This window comes from Silvimonas sp., from assembly GCF_031291215.1.
Taxonomy (GTDB): Bacteria; Pseudomonadota; Gammaproteobacteria; order Burkholderiales; family Chitinibacteraceae; genus Silvimonas; species Silvimonas soli.
Window position 1 is genome coordinate 530,939 of the sequence record NZ_JARLJK010000054.1, and the last position, 16,278, is coordinate 547,216.

Sequence of the window (16,278 nt, forward strand, 5' to 3'; positions counted from 1 at the left end):
AAACTGGAGGCTTTTTTCATTTATTCGGGCCGATAGCCTTCGCGCGTTACCTCGCCCTCAATGCTGCCAGCCGCGCCGGTTAATCCACAGCGCCGCAAGCATCACCAGTCCGCCAATCACCAGCCTTGGGATATCCGCATGCTGGTTGAAGAACGCCAGATTGATGAGCAAGCCCACTGGAATATGCATGTTGTTCATGGCGCCTAGCGTACCGGCATCGACCATGCACGCGCCTTTGTTCCACCAGTAAAAACCCAGCGCTGACGAGATCAGTCCCAGGAACGCCAGCACGGCAAACTGGTCAAGGGTTGCGGGCAATTTGGCCGCGTTGCCAAAGATCAGGAACGAGGGCAGGGCGACGATCAACGCGCCGAGAAAGAAATAACCAAACGAGCGATATTGCGGCAGGTCGCTCGGGTAACGGGCAACCAGACGGCGGTATCCAACCTGGCCGGCGGCAAAGGTCAGATTGGCCGCTTGTAGCAGCAAAAAGCCGGTGAGGGCGTTGCTGTCGATGTGGTCGTATCGAATGATCAGCGAGCCAATCACTGCCACCAGCGCCGCAGCAAAGGCGCGCGGATTGAAGCGGCGTTGCAGCAGATCGTCCAGCAGCGTGATGTAGATCGGCGTGAAGATGGTAAACAGCAGCACCTCTGCCACGCTGACAAAATGAAAAGAGCGATACAACAGCAGATAAGTCACGCCAAACTGCAGCGCGCCAGCCGCCATGGTGCCCAGCTTGCGCATGCCGGCAATGCCGTTCCAGGCCGTAAATGGCAGAAAGACCAGCCCGGCAATGGCCACGCGGGTGAGCACGGCAAAATCACTATCGACATGACCGGCCAGAAAGATGCCAATCAGATTGAAAGACAGCGCCCAGACGACGGTGATGATGGCGAGATAAGGCATACGGGAACCTTTGAACAAGTTTTTTGGGGCAGCGACGGTCCTTTGCGGGATGGAGCGCGGCGTCAGCCTGTATGACAGGCCCATTACCTGTTCAGGGCCTGCAACACAGCAAGCAGCCCGCAACGGACTGTCCCTGCGGGTTTGCGCGAAATCGGGTGCCTGCCGCGCCGTTGCTGTGCCCAAAGGCGCCTGGCCTTGGGGCACAGCAACGGGTCAACAGATCATCCCGATTTGGCGCAAACGCTGCTCCCAAAGAACCCGTTCAGAGGTTCCTTGAGGTCTTCCGCAGCGGTTTTGTACAAGTTGTAATATGACGAAATACTAATTTCGTGCGCGGATGATACAGCGCTGGCGGATTTCGGCCTATCATTCGGGAGTGCGCTTTATGTTGCTTTGCATCAAACCGACCGGTCCAGTGAATGGCCGCGTTGTGCAAGGCCTTGAGTGCCCTTCATTTTCTCGTTATAGCGTTGTGTCATGTCTTCAGATTCCAGCTCTACCCAATTGCCCGATACCGCCGCCGAAGCAGGCGTCACCCGGCGTGTCGTCAGCATTGTGATGTTCACTTTCATTGCTTATCTCACCATCGGTATTCCGCTGGCGGTGCTGCCTTCTTATGTCCATCTGGATCTGGGTTTCGGCTCGGTATTGGCGGGGCTGGTGATCAGCGCGCAGTATCTGGCCACGCTGGCCAGTCGCCCGCAGGCTGGGCGAATGTCGGATAACCTGGGCGCCAAACGTACCGTGTTATATGGCTTGGCCGCCGCGGGTGTCAGTGGCGTGTTCATGCTGCTGGCCGCGCTGACCAGCCATATGCCAGGCGTGAGTTTTGCCTTGTTGTTGGTGGGGCGTCTGATCCTGGGTTTTGCTGAAAGCTGCTGTGGTACCGGCGCCATTACCTGGGGCATCGGTACGGTGGGTGCGCAGCATACCGCCAAGGTTATTTCCTGGAATGGTGTCGCCACCTATGGCGCATTGGCCGTCGGTGCGCCGCTGGGCGTTATGCTCACGCACCAGTTTGGCTTTGCCGTGATCGGCATCGTGGTCATGCTGCTGGGCGTGCTTGGTGTTGCCTTGGCGCTGCCGCGCACAGCTTCACCGATTGTGCATGGTGAGCGCCTGCCGTTTCGCAGCGTGCTGGGCAAAGTGTTCGCTTATGGCACGGGGCTGGCGCTTGGTTCGGCCGGATTCGGCACCATCGCCACATTTGTGACGTTGTTCTACGCCAGCCGCCACTGGCCCAATGCGGCGTTCACGCTGAGCATGTTCGGTCTGTGTTTTGTCGCGACGCGTCTGATATTTGCGCGCAGCATCAACAGCTACGGCGGCTTCAAAGTGGCGATTGTGTCATTTGTGGTGGAGTGCATTGGGCTTACCCTGTTGTGGACCGCGCTGACGCCCACCATGGCGCTGGTCGGCGCAGCGCTGACCGGCATCGGTTTCTCGCTGGTATTCCCGGCGTTGGGTGTCGAAGCCGTGGCATTGGTGCCCGCTGCCAGCCGTGGTGCTGCGCTGGGGGCGTATTCGGTGTTTCTGGATGTGGCTCTAGGCTTGATCGGGCCGGTTGCTGGCTTGATTATTGGTGGCTATGGCTACCCGGCCATTTTCTTTGTGGCGGCCATTGCTGCAGCGGCGGGCGTGGTGCTTACGGTGGTGTTGCATCACAAAAATCCACGCGGGCCGCAGGCGATTGCTGCGGCATAAAGCACTGATGCAGACCACGACCGGCTGAGCACTCCAACGCCAGTCAGCAAGGTATTTCCCAAAGCCCGACGAAGCAGCTTCGCCGGGCTTTGTCGCATCTACGCGACGTTTCTAACAGTCCTTGCAGGCGAAACGTAAGCAAGCAGCCCTGTTTATATGCTATTTGATATTCAGGGGGCTCAAAAAATGCCAGGGTTCCCGGCGCGATCATTCGAACTATTCCGTAATCGCCTCCCCTGGCTTGAACTTGAACTATCTAGAACCTTATCGATTCTGCGGGAATATCACGCACATGCGTCGCTTGATCCAGTGCCTTGCACTTATGTTGTTGGTAATGAACGTCCCGACATGGGCCGCCAATCCGATTTCCATCGTCGAGCATTCGGCTTCCGCGCCGATGGCCTCAGCGCCAGAACCGGCCGACTTTCGCTATATGAACCGGACCATCGTCCAGTTCCGCGACGATCTGGCGGGAGCGACTCCAGCGGTGCGGGCACAACGCGCGCAAGCCGTGCTGGAAAGCCTGAAGGAATCCGATCTGGATCTGCCCCTCAATCGCATTCAGGTGCTGTTTGGCAATATCCAGGTCACGGTATTCCAGTTGGGCGACCGGCTGCTGTTCTCACTCTTGCCTAATGACCAAAACCCCGGCGATCGCCGGCCCTTTGAGGCTTTTGCCACGGATACCGAAAGTAATCTCAAAACGGTACTGGCCGTGCGCAAAGAAGGCATGCATTGGCCCAATCTGATCCACGGCATTGTGGCGACATTGCTGGCCGTTGCCGTGCTGGCAATGGCCGTGTGGGGGCTGGGCCGTTTACGCAAAATACTGCTGCGCTGGTGTGAGCGTTTGCAGAAACGCCATGATGAAGCCGAAGCAACCACAGGGTTTGACTGGCTGGGCGCCTCGGTACAACTGGCGCATCGGTTGATCCAGATTTGTTCCGCCTTTGCATTGCTGACTTTGTTGTATGTCTGGTTGGTATTCGTGCTCAAGCAGTTCGTGCTGACCCAACCACTGGGTGATCGCATGGGCGGCTTTCTGGTGGATCTGCTGACACGTATTGCCGAAGGCTTTGTGAGCGCAGTACCGGGCGTGATCACCGTGGTGGTGATCTTGCTGATCACAAGGGCGGTGCAAGACATCATTGCCCGGGTGTTCGAGGCGGTGCAGAAAGGGCGCATGGAAATCCCCGGCTTGCATCCGGATACCGCCGGTGCCACGCGCCGCATGGTATCGGTGATGGTATGGGCGCTGGGGCTGACGTTTGCCTACCCGTATATTCCCGGCTCGCAAAGTGACGTGTTCAAGGGCTTGTCGGTGCTGTTCGGCTTCATGATCACGCTGGGGTCGGCGGGGATTGTGAACCAGCTTATGAGCGGCATGGTGCTGATTTATTCGCGGGCGCTGACCAAAGGAGATCTGGTGGCGATCGGCGAAACCACAGGCGTGGTGACTGAGCTTTCTACTTTGTCGGTCAAATTACTGACGCTGCGCAAAGAGGAAATCACCATCCCGAACGCGGTGGTAGTGGGCAATACCATCCACAACTACACCCGTGCCGCCGGCGCAACCGGGTCGCTCTTGTCCACGACCGTGACCATCGGTTACGACACGCCATGGCGGCAGGTACATGCCATGCTGGAGGCCGCCGCGCAAAAGACGCCTGGGCTGGCAGCAACGCCAGCGCCTTATGTGTTGCAACGCGCGCTGTCGGACTTTTACGTGGAATATCAACTGTTTGCCCACACGCCAGATCCGATGGGGCGGGCCGGAACCTTGTCTGTGCTGCATGCCAATATCCAGGACGAGTTCAACACCTGGGGCGTACAGATCATGTCGCCGCATTTCGAGGAGCAACCGCATCAAGCGGTACTCGTGCCCAAAGGCCAGTGGTATCCGGCGCCAGCCAAACCGGCCAATGGCGAGGGGACTTCCTGACCAGCGGCGTTGTTTCACAACCAGACTGCCTCGCGACCAGTCTTACAAGCGTCTAGCTTTAGGAATGAGCATTAATGAGGTGCACAAGGCTGATCAACCCGGCCTTGCTGCCCACACAACAAGATCGATAAAAAAAACGGACTCACTCGCCAGTCCCAGGTGCAATGAGCCGGGAGATGCGTATGCGACAAGGCTTGTTCAAGCTAAGGGTCCGGTGCGCGCTGGTGAGTAGTCTTTCCGGCATTTTGCCTGCTGTTGCCTTGGGCGACGGTTTTGTTCCCGATATGTCCATGCAGCCCGGCGCAACGCTGGTGGCATCCCGTCTGGGTAATAGCAGTACCAACACTGGCTGGGGCAGCAAAAGCACCGAACCGGGCGCAGCTGCCTATTTATTGAATAGCCAATGGAGCCTGGTGACCCAGCCCTTGCTCAACGGCGGGCAGTCTGACTTGTTGCCCGGCTCCAACCCCTACGGCACCGGTCAAGACGTGCAGAACGTTTTGGTGCTGCCGGCCAAAGTCCCTGAGAGTGGCTGGATCGCCGGCGGCGGGACTGCTTTTCTGGGCGACAACACACTGGTTTCCACCGCACCGCTGACCCGCTGGGGCGGCGGCCCCTCCGGCATTGTCATGATGCAAAACCAGAGCTGGAGTTGGGGCGTGGAGGCCAACCATATCTGGTCGTACACCATTCCGGCTTTGCACGGCAACGCCAGCACCTCGGCCTTTCAACCGTTTATGGCCTTCACTCAAAGCTCCGGGCTGACATGGTCGGTAGGTTCCGAAACCACCTACGATTGGGTGGATAAAGTGTGGACCGTGCCCGTGAGCGCCGGCCTGAGCAAAATGTTTTCATTTGGTAGCCAGAAAGCCATGCTGGGTGTCGAAGGCAAATACTGGATTGCGCGCCCGGATAGCGTGCCGGGCTGGGGCGTGCGTCTGACTGCCTCGGTGTTGTTTCCGGATTAGCCCATCTTTAATGATATGGCCGGTTGTACTGGCTGCCGGTAGAACCAGGTGCAAAGTTCGCAAACTGCCCTTGTCTGACTATGATGATGAATCAGCCAGCCATCTATGCCTCGGGCACGGTGCAGTTGCCAGTCAATGGAGTTCACAACGCATGCCAAACGAAGAAGCCACCCTGGAACAGCGCAAAGCGATCGGGATCGAAGCACGCAAGCAAACCAAACGCAGCAGTCACCACAAGACTGGCAATACGGATCGCGATCCGTTGGCGTTGCTTGAGGCCAATAGCGAAGGGCGCGTGACCAAACTGGTGCCGTTGCGTTACGCGCGCATGCTGGTGTCACCGTTTGCGTTTTTCCGCGGCAGTGCAATTTTGCAGGCACATGATCTGGCAGGCACACCTGACTCCGGCATCCAGATGCAAATCTGTGGCGATTGTCATCTCTCCAATTTTGGCGGCTTTGCCACGCCAGAACGCAATTTGTTGTTTGACGTAAATGACTTTGATGAAACCCATCCCGGGCCTTGGGAGTGGGATCTGAAGCGTCTGGCCGCCAGTTTTGCCGTGGCCGCCCGCCACCTCGGGCACGGTGACTCAGCCGCCGAAGAAACGGCTTATATTGTGGCGGAGTCCTATCGGCAAAAAACGCTCGAATACGCAGAAATGGGCGCGCTGGAAACCTGGTATGACCAGATCACGTTTGAGCGAATTCTGGAAAGCGCCAAGACTGCCGAAGGGCGGCGGTTGGTGCGCGAGGGTATGGCCAAAGCCGACCGGCGCAGTAGCGAGGAGCTGCTGCCAAAACTGGGCGTGATGAAAGACGGCGTCTGGAAAATCCGCGATGCGCCTCCTGGTGTGTTTCATATTCACGGCAACACCAGCCTGTTTGATGAAGTGGATGACTGGGTGCAACTGGGCAGTCCGGAAGCGTTGATCAAAAAACTGTACAAAGAGTATTCGGGCACGATTTCGGCCAGCCACCGGCAATTACTGGAACGCTTCACGCTGCATGACATGGCCTTCAAGGTGGTTGGGGTGGGTAGCGTCGGTACCCGCTGCTTGATCGCCTTGATGATAGGCAGTCAGGGCGAGCCGTTGTTCCTGCAAATCAAGGAAGCCCGCGATTCGGTGCTGGCGCCGTATGTCAAACCCAAGACCCCGTTCCAGCATCAGGGGCGAAGGGTGGTGGAAGGGCAGCGCCTGATGCAGGCTTCCAGCGATATTTTCCTGGGCTGGTCAACCGGGCCATCAGGGCGGCACTTCTATTTGCGCCAGTTGCGGGACATGAAAGTCTCGCCGCAGGTTGAATTGTTCGACTCCACCATACTCAAAGGCTATGCACGCTCCTGCGGCTGGGTCCTGGCGCGGGCACATGCAAGGGCCGGTGGTCTGGCAACGGAAGTGGCCGGTTACCTGGGTAAAAGCGACAGCATGGCGGTTGCCATTGGCAAATATTCAATGGCTTACGCCGACCAGGTCGAACGCGATTACGACCTTTTCTCCAAAGCGTGTCGCTCCGGTCGGCTTGTCGCACGTACCGAAGCAGATTACACCGCAGATTTTCTGGTGTAGCTGCGCGGCGAGATGGGCTATAACCGCTATGAAAGGTATGTACGACGTTTTAAAATCCGGGCTAGCCCACCAAAAGGAATTTGCTTGATGCGTTCGATTCGTCAAATGGCCATTGCAATGGCTCTGCTAGCAACGCTAGCTGTTACCAGCCATGCAGCCGGCCTTGGCTTCATGAGTGACACGCCGCTGGCCCGGCTGAAGCCAGATGAAATCACCAGTCTGAACAAAACCATCCAGGATGCGCTGGCCAACAGCAAGATCGGAGAAAAGGAAAACTGGAGCAACGTGGATCAGCCCAGTTCCACACCAACTTCGGTAGAGATCACACCCACGCGTGATTTTGAGCGCGATGGCGTGAGTTGCCGGGCGCTGGTCCTGGCGTTCAAGAGCAAGATCCAGAACGACACCATGACCCCATCCTATTGCAAAGCGGCAGATGGCACTTGGCAACTGGCGCCGCCGACCAGCGCCAAAAAGCCCAAAAATGCTTCGGCGACGACGACCAGGTAAGCGCTCGTTAGCCAGCAAAAAAGCATGCAGCCAGAACGGCGCATGCTTTTTTTTGTCCTGATTTTTAGGAAGTTACGAAATGTCACGTCCTCGGTCACAGCAAAAATACCCGCAGCGGGCTAAACTGCGATGATTGGACTATTGCAATTTATTTCCCGGAGTTTTCATGTTTGTTCAATTAGTACAGTCTCGGTTGAAAGATCCAAATTCATATGACGTATTTGTGTCTCTCACCAATGACATGCTGGCCTGGTTGCGGGTACAGGCGGGTTTTGTCGCCTACGAGATGTACGAAGGCGATGGTTACTTTTTCGACCGGCTAGTGTGGGAAGACGAAGCCAGCTGTCGCAATGCCGCAGATCGCTTCATGGATACCGGCACCGCTTTCAGCATGCTGGCGTTGCTGCAGCCTGAAATTCATACGCTATTTGGTGAAGAAGTCATGCGCTCGGTTGCGCAGCACATGACCTGATCAGGTCGCTCTGGCACTGCGGATGTTATTCTTGTCGCACCGGCCGCATGTAAGCCTGCCGGTTTTTCGACAATTTCTTTCCCGACATTCTTCGCCTATGCCCGCAGTAAAACTCGTTTGTTTTGATATGGATGGCACGCTGGTAGACAGTGAAAAACTGTGCAACCAGGCCTTTCTCGAACTCTTGCCGCAGCTGGACGAGACCATAGACGGCATGGTGCAGCGTTATCGCGGCATCAAATTCGCGCCCATTGCGGCTGATTTGGCCCGGCGGATAGGCCAGCCGTTGCCCGATGATTTCGAAGCCCGCTATCGCGCCCGCGTGGTCGAACTGTTTGATGCCGAACTGGAAGTCATGCCCGGCGTCATTGAAATGCTTGATCAACTGCATTTGCCGTTTTGTCTGGTCTCCAACGGCCCTGCCGCCAAAATTCGCCACGCGCTTGAAATCACTGGCTTGGCGGAGTTATTTGGCGAGCGCATTTACAGCGCGTACGACGTGGGCAAATGGAAGCCTGATCCCGCTTTGTTCCTGCATGTTGCTCAAGAACTGGGCGTTGACGCTGCCGCTTGCGCCGTCGTAGAAGACAGCCCAACGGGCATCCAGGCCGCATTGGGCGCGGGCATGCACGCCTTGTATTACCAGCCGCATGGCCAGCAAGACGCTGTTCCGGCCGGTGTAACGGCGTTTACCCATATGGCGCAATTGGTGCCACTGCTGCAGCAAATCAGCTGAACATCGCACACAAAACAAAGGCCCGGAGTAGTGATGATCCGGGCCTTTGTTTTGAGCGTGTATCTCCGCGCGCGATTTATTCGTCCATCAGCCGTACTTTGAAACGCTTGCCCTTGATATTGCTGTTGGAAAGCCGCTTGCAGGCTTCATCGGCAATATTGTGGTCGACTGCAACAAAGGTCGAAAAATCAAACACATTGATTTTGCCGATCTGTTCGCCCTTGAAACCGGCATCGCCAGTCAGCGCGCCCAGTACATCGCCGGGGCGGATTTTTTCTTTGCGGCCAGCGGCAATGGCCAGTGTGGACATGGGCGGCTGTAGCGTTTTGCCATCGGCAGGCTTGGCTTCGTTCAGGTGATGCCAGACGGCTTTGACGCCTTGCTGGTAGTCCTCAATCAGCTTGACCCATTTCTTTTCGTTGGCTGCCGCCAGCGTCACTGCCAGACCACGTTCTTTGCCGCGACCAGTCCGGCCAATACGGTGGACGTGGACTTCAGCATCTTTGGAGACGTCGACGTTCAGCACCATGTCCAGCGAGGCAATATCCAACCCGCGCGCAGCCACGTCGGTAGCAACCAGGATGGAACAGCTGCGATTGGCAAAGCGCACCAGAATCTCGTCGCGATCACGTTGTTCCATATCGCCATAAAGAGCCAGGGCCGACAAACCACGCGCCCGCAGTTCTTCGGTCAGCTCGCGGCAATGGATTTTGGTGTTGCAGAACGCCAGCGTGGAAACCGGACGGAAATGCTCAATAATCTGCGCGGCGGCAGCGTTACGCTCGGTGGGTTCAACGTCGTAAAAACGTTGCTCGATGCGGTTGGCATCGTGGAACGATTCCACTTTGACTTCCACTGGCTGGCGCAAGAACTCTGCACTTTGCTTGCGTACGTCTTCCGTATACGTGGCCGAGAACAGCAGAGTCTGCCGGCGTTGCGGACACTGGCGCACGATGTTGGCGACTTCGTCAAAGAAGCCCATATCGATCATGCGGTCGGCTTCATCCAGCACCAGTGTGTTGATGCGACGCAGGTCCAGCGTTTCGCGGAACAGGTGATCGTGCAGGCGGCCCGGCGTGCCGACCACGATATGCGCACCGTGTTCCAGCGAGCCAATCTGTGGCCCCATCGGCGTGCCGCCACACAGCGTGACGATCTTGATGTTGTCCATATGCCGCGCCAACTGGCGCAGCGATTTGGCCACCTGATCGGCCAGTTCGCGCGTCGGGCACATCACCAGCGCCTGAATCGCAAACAGCTTGGGGTTCAGGTTATGCAAAATGCCAAGGCCAAACGCCGCGGTTTTGCCGCTGCCGGTTTTGGCTTGGGCGATGACATCTTTGCGATCCAGGATCAGCGGCAAGCTGCGGGCCTGGATGTCGGTCATTTCAAAGTATTCAAGGCTGTCCAGATTGGCCAGTTGTTCTGGCGACAATGGCAGCGCGGAAAAAGGTTGTTTCCTGGTCACAGGGCGTCCTCGATTTTTAAGTGTGGATTAGAGGCTTGAGGGCCAGGGGGTAAGAATTTCAAAACCGTCGTCGGTTACGGCGATCATGTGTTCCCATTGCGCGGACAGCGAGCCGTCACGGGTCACAACGGTCCAGCCATCGGCCAGTGAGCGCACTCCTGGTTCACCGGCATTGATCATCGGCTCCACAGTAAAGGTCATGCCTTTTTTCAGGCGCAGACCGGTGCCGGGGCGGCCGTAATGCAGCACTTGCGGGTCTTCGTGGTACACCCGACCAATGCCATGGCCGCAATATTCGCGCACCACCGAATAACCGCGGCTTTCGGCAAGCGTCTGGATTGCGTGACCCACATCGCCCAGCGTCGCGCCCGGTCTTACCACTTCAATGCCTGCCATCATTGCTTCAAAAGTCGTATCGACCAGTTTTTGCGCGGCGGGTGAGGGCGTACCGGCGTAGAACATGCGGCTGGTATCGCCGTGCCAGCCATCTTTGATGACGGTAACGTCGATATTGACGATATCGCCATCCTTGAGCAGTTCCTTGGGGCTGGGAATACCGTGGCAAACCACGCCATTGACCGAGGTACACAGCGTTTTGGGGAAACCGTGATAACCGACATTTGCCGGAACGGTTTTCTGGATTTTGGTGATGTATTCAAAACAGCGCCGATCCAGTTCTTCAGTCGACACGCCCGGCTGCACGTATTCGCTGATCATCTCCAGCACTTCGGCGGCCAAGCGGCCAGCCACGCGCATAGACTCAATCTGTTCGGGCGTTTTGAGGGTAATGGGCATTGCAATCCTTTGTTTTCTGCCTGAGGCAGCTATCCATAAACGGATTATCCCGTGCAATGTGCGGGACATACAGCTTTTTCGCGTTTTTTGGCCCGATAGACTCCGTTGGGTCAGCTTTGTAGCGCGCGATATTTGCCTTTTTGAGTGCGGGGTTCTTCAATCCACAGGCTTTGGGCAATTCTTGCTGTCAATTCAGGGAGATACCCACGCAGCTGCCGCGCCGCTCGCATCGGCTGCGCGAGTACGCCGAACTTCGTCACGTACCCGTTCCAGAAATGCTTGCACCAGCGCGGGCTGGCTTTCGCGCCGATGGACCAGCCAGACCGCTGTGCGTGCGGCAGGGTGGTCAATGGTGCGATAAGCCACGGTTTCTACCTGAATACGCTGTTGCAGAGCGGGCATGATACCCACGCCAAACCCGGCGGCAATCAAGGCAATCTGCGTCGAGGTTTCCCGCGCTTCCTGCACGATGTTGGGCGTAAAACCGGCATCGCGGCACAAATGCCAGACCTGTTCAGCCAGCGTAATGCCAATGCCGCGCGGAAACATCACAAAGCCGTCGTGGGCAAATTGTTCCAGCGATACCGGCACGGCCGGATCGCCCTGCGCGGCGGGGTGGCTGGTGTGCATGGCAATGACCAAGGGCTCTTGCAAGAGTTCGATAATCTGCAAAGCATCGGGTACGGCGATTGGCCTGATTACGCCAATATCCAGCCGTCGTTCCATCAGCGCGTCAATCTGATGGGGCGTAGTCATTTCCCGCAAAGTGAGCTGCACTGCCGGATGGCTTTCGCGAAAATCATGAATCGAACGGGCAAACACCGCGGTAAATGGCGCCGAACCGGTAATGCCCAGCCGCAATTCCCCCGATTGCCCGCGATGCGCGCGTACGGCTTGTTCGACCGCTTGATCCAGTTGCTTGAGTATCAGACGGGCGTCATTCAGAAATGAACGCCCGGCCTGGGTGAGCTCGACGCGGCGGTTGGTGCGATTAAACAGCCGCACGCCCATGTCCTGTTCCAGTGCCTGTATCTGCTGGCTCAGCGGTGGCTGAGTCATTTCCAGCCGCTCTGCGGCACGGCCAAAGTGCAGTTCCTCGGCAACGGCCACAAAGTACCGCAGTTGTCTCAATTCCATGGCGGGGTTTTTTCGGTCAGGCTTATTGGGTCGAAATTCATATCAAATAGGTCGATTGATATTATCGACATTAACTGACCATTTTTCTAGACTGTATGCTCAGAGTTTCCTTGCACTTTACACCTCTACGCCACTGTGGCCGCGAGGTGTTCTTTTGCGTGATACCTACCCAAAATGAATATTCAGGCTGACGGCGTACCGCTCCCCAAACGTTATTGGGCAATCCTGACCGTTGCCTTGGCCATCAGCATGGCTGTGCTGGATGGGGCCATCGCCAATATTGCTTTACCGGTTATTGCCCGTGATCTGCACGCCAGCCCGGCTGCATCGATCTGGGTGGTCAACGCATACCAATTGGCTATCACCGTGTCGCTGCTGGCGTTTTCTTCGCTGGGCGATATCTATGGCTACCGGCGGGTTTATCAAACCGGTCTGGCCGTGTTTACGGTGACCTCGGTGATTTGCGCGTTGTCTGATTCGCTTACCACGCTGACCATCGCCCGGATTCTGCAAGGCTTTGGCGCTGCCGGTTTGATGAGCGTAAACGCGGCGTTGATCCGGGTGATTTATCCCAAAGCCCAGTTGGGGCGCGGTATGGCCCTGAACTCGCTGATTGTGGCGCTTTCGTCGGCGGCTGGCCCGACCATTGCTGCGGCGATTCTGGCGGTGGCGTCATGGCAGTGGCTGTTCGCCATCAACCTGCCATTGGGCGTGCTGGCGTTTGTGATTGCCATGAAAGCTTTGCCCAACAACGCCCACAAAGCCACGCACGCATTCGACTTCAAAAGCGCGCTGCTCAATGCCTTGACCTTTGGATTGCTGATTTTCAGCATCGACGGTCTGGGGCACGAGGCCAATCGTCTATTGGTGCTGGCGATGCTGGCGGTTGCGATCGTGGTGGGTTATTTCTTTGTGCGCCGCCAATTGACGCTGTCTGCACCTTTGTTGCCGATTGATCTGCTGCGCATTCCGATCTTTGGCTTGTCGATTTGTACTTCGATCTGCTCGTTCTGTGCGCAAATGCTGGCCATGGTGTCGCTGCCGTTTTACCTGCAGGAAACCCTGGGCCGTACCGCTACGCAAACGGGGCTGTTGCTCACACCGTGGCCCTTGGCGATTGTGTTTGTCGCACCGCTGGCCGGGCGCCTGGTAGAAAAGAAATACTCGCCAGGCATGCTCGGGGGAGTAGGAATGGCCATTTTCGCGGCTGGTCTACTACTGCTGGCGCTGTTACCGGCTGATCCGTCCGGGCTGGATATCGCTTGGCGTATGACACTGTGCGGTATTGGCTTTGGCTTCTTTCAGTCGCCCAACAACTTTGCCATGCTCTCGTCGGCTCCCGCTCATCGCGGCGGCGGAGCCAGCGGCATGCTCGGTACAGCGCGTTTGCTGGGGCAGACCATGGGCGCATCACTGGTGGCGCTGATGTTTAGTTTGTTTCCCATGAACGGCACCCGCAATAGCTTGCTGGCCGCAGCACTGTTTGCCATTTGCGCTGCTGGAGTGAGTTGCATGCGCATGGCCAATGGCGTAACCAAGAAAATGGCGCCAGGTTAAACGCTGGCGCCAGGTATATCGGTCATTCAGTTGTGATGCTGTCGGGATGCCCGATCATCTTGCTGCGTCTTGTTGCGCATGAATACAATCGCCACGATCCCCGCGATCAGCACGCCGGGGATCAACAATGGCAGCATCAGAAAAATCGCCAGCAGAATCAGCAGCACTGGCGCCAGAATCAGCGTCACCAGCAAGATGGATGATCCAGCCAGCAGCAGCATGAGCAACATTGCCACTAGCGATTCCGCCACCAAGGCAAGTAGCACACTGCCAGCCGCCAGACCCCAAGTCGCGAAGCCATGCACGGGCTCACCGTTGTAGCTGATTGAAAATCGCTGCGCCGGAATCAGATAATGGCCAAGTGCCATAAACAGCACTGCCAGTAATACAACTCGCCAAACGCTGGTGCTACGCATGAATCTGCCTTTTGCCTGAAATGAGCGGTGAAGGTTTTTTGGATGATTCTGTGCTGAATAATGGCGTATCTGCGCCAGGATGCAACAAACGCCACCGCCTGCGGCTATCAGGTGTTGTTTTGCGCTGATGAATTTGAAAGCAAGGCGCGGAGTGCTGGTCGTGGCATGATGAACGAATATGGTTGCACCACTGAACCGGGAGCAATCATGTCTGCCCAACTTCTTATGCCCGCAATGAACCCGCAAGCAACTGTTGACCAATCATCTGGTTATGCCAGCGAAGAAGAGCGCTGGGACGCCATCTTGCGTCGCGATAAAGCGGCTGACGGTGCCTTCTGCTATGGCGTGCGCACCACTGGCGTCTATTGCCGACCATCTTGCCCGTCACGCCATGCCCGGCGTGAGAATGTCGGTTTTTATGACTCCGGAGCGCAAGCGGAACAGGCCGGTTTTCGTGCCTGCAAACGCTGTAAGCCGGATCAGGAATCGCTGGCGCTGCAACACGCCAAAGCGGTGGCCCAGGCTTGCCGGTTGATTGAAAGTAGTGAAACGCTACCGGCGCTGGCCGAGTTAGCCAGCGTGGCCGGGCTGAGCCGCTATTATTTTCATCATGTTTTCAAAAACATCACCGGCGTCACTCCACGTGAATACGCCGTTGCACACCGGGCCGGGCGAGTGCGCGACGAACTGCAGCGCAGCGATAGCGTTACCGATGCTTTGTACGGCGCCGGTTTTGGCTCTAGTGGGCGCTTTTACGAGAAATCCAGCCAGTTACTGGGAATGAAACCGCGCGACTACCAACGTGGCGGTCAGCGCGCGCTGATTCGTTTTGGCGTGGGCCAGTGCGCTTTGGGGGCGATTCTGGTCGCGGCAACCGAACAAGGCGTGTGCAGCATTTTGCTGGGCAATGATCCAGATGAACTGGTGCGCGATTTGCAGGACCGCTTTCCCAATGCGGAGTTGACCGGTGGTGACGCTGCGTTTGAAGCCTGGATGGCGCAAGTGATCGGTTTTGTCGATGACCCCACGCTGGGGCTGGCGTTGCCGCTGGATATTCGCGGCACCGCGTTCCAGCAGCGCGTGTGGCAGGCGCTGCGCGACATTCCGCCAGGCAGCACCGCCAGTTACACCGATATCGCCCAGCGTATCGGTTCGCCCAAGGCAGTGCGGGCGGTAGCGCAGGCATGTGCCGCCAACGCCTTGGCGGTGGCGATTCCGTGTCATCGGGTGGTGCGCAATGATGGCGCTTTATCTGGTTACCGCTGGGGCGTGGAGCGCAAGCGCGCCTTGCTGGAACTGGAGTCGGAGAAGAACTGATGGCGATGGGCGATTTATTCAGCGGCATGTTGCAAGGTGAGGAACAGATCGCGCCAGGCGCCGTGCTGCTGCGCGGATTCGCCCGGGACATTGCCCCGGCTTTGCTGGCGTGCGTGGCCGAAATCAGCCGCGTGGCACCGTTTCGCCATCTGGTTACGCCGGGTGGCTATACGATGTCGGTCGCCATGACCAACTGCGGTCGCGTGGGCTGGGTGTCGGATGAACGCGGTTATCGCTACGCGCCGCATGATCCGCAAACGGGTTTGCTCTGGCCGCAGATGCCAGTCTTGTTCAGTGATCTGGCCCGGCGTGCGGCAGAGGCTGCGGGTTTCAATGGCTTTGCGCCGGACGCCGCCCTGATCAACCGCTACGTGCCCGGTTCGCGCTTGTCTTTGCATCAGGATAAAGACGAAGACGATGCCCGTGCGCCGATTGTGTCTGTGTCGCTGGGTTTGCCTGCGGTGTTTTTGTTTGGTGGACTGAATCGCAGCGACAAAACCCGTAAATATCGCGTGGAACATGGTGATGTAGCGGTATGGGGCGGCCCGTCGCGGCTGGCTTTTCACGGCATCGCTCCCTTGGCCGATGGCGATGATCCATTTACCGGCAATTGCCGGATCAACCTCACTTTTCGTGCTGCACTCTAAACACAGATAGTTCGGCGTCATCTCGCCCACTGTACCTGTAGCGCCAGCTTTGCCCGCAAGGTGTACCGATACGCCTGCGGATATGGCAACGTAATATCAGGTTCTTGTTCCCGAGTTTGCAAAGGCACGC

At 57.3% G+C, this 16,278-nt stretch carries 15 protein-coding genes; 10 read left to right on the top strand and 5 right to left on the bottom strand.

The genetic code is table 11. The annotated features are described in order from the left end of the window. Positions 1-57 precede the first annotated feature (57 nt). The gene (locus tag P4L78_RS03900; RefSeq protein ID WP_283148865.1) at positions 58-909 is read right to left on the bottom strand and encodes a carboxylate/amino acid/amine transporter; all 852 of its coding nucleotides are present in this window, start codon (positions 907-909) and stop codon (positions 58-60) included. A gap of 477 nt (positions 910-1,386) precedes the next feature. On the opposite strand from P4L78_RS03900, the gene P4L78_RS03905 reads away from it, so the two are divergent. The 7 genes from P4L78_RS03905 to P4L78_RS03935 all read left to right on the top strand — a co-directional run bounded on the left by P4L78_RS03905 (position 1,387) and on the right by P4L78_RS03935 (position 8,811). Continuing rightward, the gene (locus tag P4L78_RS03905) at positions 1,387-2,613 is read left to right on the top strand and encodes an MFS transporter (protein ID WP_283148866.1); all 1,227 of its coding nucleotides are present in this window, start codon (positions 1,387-1,389) and stop codon (positions 2,611-2,613) included. 292 nt (positions 2,614-2,905) lie between these two features. Continuing rightward, positions 2,906-4,555: a mechanosensitive ion channel family protein gene (locus P4L78_RS03910; RefSeq protein ID WP_283148867.1), complete on the top strand. Its 1,650-nt coding sequence runs from the start codon at positions 2,906-2,908 to the stop codon at positions 4,553-4,555. Positions 4,556-4,731: 176 nt separating this feature from the next. Further along, positions 4,732-5,523, top strand: a complete 792-nt coding sequence (locus P4L78_RS03915) for a hypothetical protein (RefSeq protein WP_283148868.1) — start codon at positions 4,732-4,734, stop codon at positions 5,521-5,523. A gap of 151 nt (positions 5,524-5,674) precedes the next feature. Then, positions 5,675-7,093 (top strand): DUF2252 domain-containing protein, encoded by a 1,419-nt coding sequence (locus tag P4L78_RS03920; RefSeq protein WP_309327017.1) that lies wholly within the window; start codon positions 5,675-5,677, stop codon positions 7,091-7,093. Positions 7,094-7,180: 87 nt separating this feature from the next. Then, the gene (locus P4L78_RS03925) at positions 7,181-7,603 is read left to right on the top strand and encodes a hypothetical protein (protein WP_309327018.1); all 423 of its coding nucleotides are present in this window, start codon (positions 7,181-7,183) and stop codon (positions 7,601-7,603) included. A 223-nt stretch (positions 7,604-7,826) separates the two neighbouring features. Next, a complete protein-coding gene (locus tag P4L78_RS03930; protein WP_283148871.1) occupies positions 7,827-8,075 on the top strand; it encodes a hypothetical protein in 249 nt (82 codons plus the stop codon). Between the two features lie 97 nt (positions 8,076-8,172). Continuing rightward, positions 8,173-8,811: an HAD-IA family hydrolase gene (locus tag P4L78_RS03935; RefSeq protein ID WP_283148872.1), complete on the top strand. Its 639-nt coding sequence runs from the start codon at positions 8,173-8,175 to the stop codon at positions 8,809-8,811. Positions 8,812-8,887: 76 nt separating this feature from the next. On the opposite strand, the gene dbpA is transcribed toward P4L78_RS03935, so the two are convergent. From dbpA to P4L78_RS03950, 3 genes are all read right to left on the bottom strand, one after another. Beyond that, a complete protein-coding gene (gene dbpA / locus P4L78_RS03940) occupies positions 8,888-10,279 on the bottom strand; it encodes an ATP-dependent RNA helicase DbpA (protein WP_309327019.1) in 1,392 nt (463 codons plus the stop codon). Positions 10,280-10,306: 27 nt separating this feature from the next. Beyond that, positions 10,307-11,074 carry a type I methionyl aminopeptidase gene (map, locus tag P4L78_RS03945; protein ID WP_309327020.1) on the bottom strand — a complete coding sequence of 256 codons (768 nt, stop codon included), beginning with the start codon at positions 11,072-11,074 and terminating at the stop codon, positions 10,307-10,309. A gap of 192 nt (positions 11,075-11,266) precedes the next feature. Continuing rightward, positions 11,267-12,211 carry a LysR family transcriptional regulator gene (locus P4L78_RS03950; RefSeq protein ID WP_283148875.1) on the bottom strand — a complete coding sequence of 315 codons (945 nt, stop codon included), beginning with the start codon at positions 12,209-12,211 and terminating at the stop codon, positions 11,267-11,269. 174 nt (positions 12,212-12,385) lie between these two features. On the opposite strand from P4L78_RS03950, the gene P4L78_RS03955 reads away from it, so the two are divergent. Beyond that, entirely contained in the window at positions 12,386-13,768 is a 1,383-nt protein-coding gene (locus P4L78_RS03955) for an MFS transporter (RefSeq protein ID WP_309327021.1), read from the top strand. Between the two features lie 26 nt (positions 13,769-13,794). Here P4L78_RS03955 and P4L78_RS03960 read toward each other — a convergent pair whose 3' ends face one another. Beyond that, on the bottom strand, positions 13,795-14,184 hold the full coding sequence (locus tag P4L78_RS03960; RefSeq protein WP_283148877.1) for a hypothetical protein: 390 nt from the start codon (positions 14,182-14,184) through the stop codon (positions 13,795-13,797). Positions 14,185-14,391: 207 nt separating this feature from the next. Here P4L78_RS03960 and ada point away from each other — a divergent pair, with 207 nt between their 5' ends. Together ada and alkB are read left to right on the top strand one after the other, a co-directional pair. Further along, entirely contained in the window at positions 14,392-15,501 is a 1,110-nt protein-coding gene (gene ada / locus P4L78_RS03965; RefSeq protein WP_309327022.1) for a bifunctional DNA-binding transcriptional regulator/O6-methylguanine-DNA methyltransferase Ada, read from the top strand. Further along, on the top strand, positions 15,501-16,148 hold the full coding sequence (gene alkB, locus P4L78_RS03970) for a DNA oxidative demethylase AlkB (protein ID WP_309327023.1): 648 nt from the start codon (positions 15,501-15,503) through the stop codon (positions 16,146-16,148). The genes ada and alkB overlap by 1 nt, the downstream gene beginning before the upstream one ends. Positions 16,149-16,278: the final 130 nt, after the last annotated feature.